The following is a 2604-nucleotide window of genomic DNA, read 5'->3' on the forward strand; positions in this document are numbered from 1 at the left end:
TATCTTGTGCGCAGTTCACTTTTCGCCAACGCCACCACCTCTCTATAAAGAAAATCCCCAAGCCCACCCGCCGGCGTCTTCTATGCCAGCCATCCAAACATCATCGTTTGATCGCGGTCTCATAAAATCCCGCATCAATCTCAAATCCCACATAGTCCCGGCCGGCATTCCGGCAAGCTACCTTGGTTGTACCGCTGCCCATACAGCAGTCCAAGACCAACTGCCCCGGCTCCGTGTATGTGCGCACCAGGTACTCGAACAGCGCCACCGGTTTCTGCGTGGGATGCAGCCCCTCGCGCTGGCACGGAAATGTCAGAACCTGCCGAGGATAGCCCGTGTACCGCTGCACAGTGGTCTTTTCCAGTCCACCGGTGCGGTATACGCTTTTGGCCGTTTGCTTCTTTCCTCGGGCCACAATAGGCTTTCCCAATGCTACCAACCCTTGAGGGTTGTATGTCGGCTTCCGGCGATAGAACACTGCGACCTCCTCCACACAACGCAGCGGCTGCACCTTTGCGAAGGGAAAGCCAGTGACCTGGTTCTTTACCCAGTACCAGCAGTACCGAAACTCCTTGTGATTGCTCTGGATCAGCTGCGTGGTGAACGGCTGGGCCGCTGTGAATACCATGGCCGCATCCGGCTTGGCCACCCTATGCAGCTCTCGCCATAGCAGCTCAAACGGAAGCAACGTATCCCAGGCACCAGCGGTCGTTCCGTATGGAAGATCTGTAAGCACCATGTCCACGCATCCGTCTGGCAGCATGGCCATCCCGGCCAGGCAATCCATATTGTAGATTTTATTTCTGTAGTCCATCGTCGCTCCTCTCAATCAAGAGCAGCCACAACTACAACGTGCGAAATTCCGTTCCCGCTGATCCTCATGCAGACCAAGCGGGCATGAAAACACCCCGGCCAGGAAATCTCCCAGCCGGGGTGTTGTGTATACCAGCAGACTACTCGGCCCGCGGCCTGCCAGCGCGGGTAAAGGAGGGTACGTGGCTCATCATGCCCAGAGCCGTTATCGATCGGCGCTCATGCGCTTTTCGATGGTTCAATAATATCATACAAAGCGTATAACATTCTACTACATCTTCATACATTTTCAACGTTTTGTAGATTCATCAAAGCCTTTTCGTGGAGCCTGCGGCAGGCCTGCACAGATGCGGGACCATCATCCTGGTAGATGCTCAGCGCGACGTCAATCCAAGGCACCAGCCTGGCCCCAAAGGAGTCCATATACCGCAGCCGCAGCACCTCACGCTCCAGAGGGTCAGGGAGAGCGGCCACAGCCGCCTCAATCTCCGCCATCTCCCGGCGGTTTGTCTCTACCAGCGGCCCGATCTGCTCCTCGTACTCCATGTAGGCCTCGATGGCCTGGGCCATTCTCTCCCCACTGGAGCCGGTGTGCTTGGAGCCGTCAGGGTCCCTCTGAGCAGGCATTTCAGCGTTGCTCTTCATCCGAGCCAGCCGCTCCAGCCGGTTCTCGTTCTCTTTTTTCAGGCTTATGTAGCGGGCCAGCCGCTCTTTTGTAACCGGCTCCATGGGATCCTCCTTATCCTATTTTCAAAATCTCACTTGGGAAGAAGCATTCAAGATAACTCCCACCCGTAACCGTGAAGCGCACCAGCGCCCAACGCCCCTTCGGGTCCACGGCCTCCAGAACGCCCTTGTCGGGAATCCTGGGCCGCCAGTCATCTCGATAACAGGGCGTGAAGCGGTGGACCAGCACTTCGCGGCCGAGCGTCAGGTTTCTGACGTCACGGAAGCCGTTCTCTGGCAGTCTCTTGCGCGCTTTCATCCGGATCATCTCCAATCGCTTGCTTTTTATCGCTTGTCGCTTGTTGCAGCCATTCCTCAAAGCCCTGGAGCACTTCCAGCTGCTCTACTGCCGCCCGGATCAGGGCGCAGCCTTTGATACCGCAATTATCCTCGTGCTGGCAACCCATGCAGGCCAGACTGCCGGTCTGTACTTTCAGATGCCGGAGGCCATGAAGCAATTGTTCTCTATTCACGGTCAGTCTCCTTTCGTCCCTCGGCCCATTCCTTCAGCTTGCATCGACCGTTGCTGTAAAGCCATTCGCATTCAGAAATTCCAGTGGATGAATCTCCGAAGCAGTATTCACCACACGCATCAAGCTCATACTGTGCGATTTTGTCCCGCTCCGCCGTAACCTTTTCCAGTTGTTTATCTAATCTTTCAATTGTTTCACCGCAAATTTCTTTTTTGGCGATTTCATTTTTTAATTTCTCCCGCAGCTGCTGCACGATGGGCAGGGATTCGGGGTCGACGGTCTCGCATCCGCGCAAAAAACTAATTAAAACATCAGAGTAAGGCTCAGGAATATCTTCGTAAGCCCGCATCACTTCTTTATTTGCATCAATCAGCCGCTGTTCAGCCATTTTCTTCACTGCCTTTTTTCTTTCTCATATCTCGACAATCCGCACACTCTTTTTTGTTGCACGGAAAAAACGCACTCGGGCAAGCATCCGCAAATGCGCAGTGATCGCAAATACACTCCATCGTTCATTCACCGCCTTTTCTCGCAATCAAAGAATCAAGCAGAGACGCGCATTCTCCGCATACCACATGACCTGGTGCAAGAA

5 protein-coding genes are annotated in these 2604 nt (G+C 54.4%); all 5 read right to left on the bottom strand.

Annotated elements, in window-relative coordinates:
• Window positions 1–100 precede the first annotated feature (100 nt).
• The gene (locus B5F28_RS14270) at window positions 101–814 is read right to left on the bottom strand and encodes a DNA-methyltransferase (RefSeq protein WP_087296490.1); all 714 of its coding nucleotides are present in this window, start codon (window positions 812–814) and stop codon (window positions 101–103) included.
• 278 nt (window positions 815–1092) lie between these two features.
• Window positions 1093–1542: a hypothetical protein gene (locus B5F28_RS14275; RefSeq protein WP_087296491.1), complete on the bottom strand. Its 450-nt coding sequence runs from the start codon at window positions 1540–1542 to the stop codon at window positions 1093–1095.
• 10 nt (window positions 1543–1552) lie between these two features.
• Complete coding sequence (locus B5F28_RS14610; RefSeq protein ID WP_143424773.1) at window positions 1553–1798, bottom strand: hypothetical protein; 246 nt, start codon at window positions 1796–1798, stop codon at window positions 1553–1555.
• On the bottom strand, window positions 1758–2012 hold the full coding sequence (locus tag B5F28_RS14280) for a hypothetical protein (RefSeq protein ID WP_087296492.1): 255 nt from the start codon (window positions 2010–2012) through the stop codon (window positions 1758–1760). Before B5F28_RS14280 ends, B5F28_RS14610 begins: the two co-directional genes overlap by 41 nt.
• Window positions 2005–2400: a hypothetical protein gene (locus B5F28_RS14285; RefSeq protein WP_143424774.1), complete on the bottom strand. Its 396-nt coding sequence runs from the start codon at window positions 2398–2400 to the stop codon at window positions 2005–2007. Before B5F28_RS14285 ends, B5F28_RS14280 begins: the two co-directional genes overlap by 8 nt.
• Window positions 2401–2604 lie beyond the last annotated feature (204 nt).

Source organism: Gemmiger sp. An194 (assembly GCF_002160145.1).
Taxonomy (GTDB): domain Bacteria; phylum Bacillota; class Clostridia; order Oscillospirales; family Ruminococcaceae; genus Allofournierella.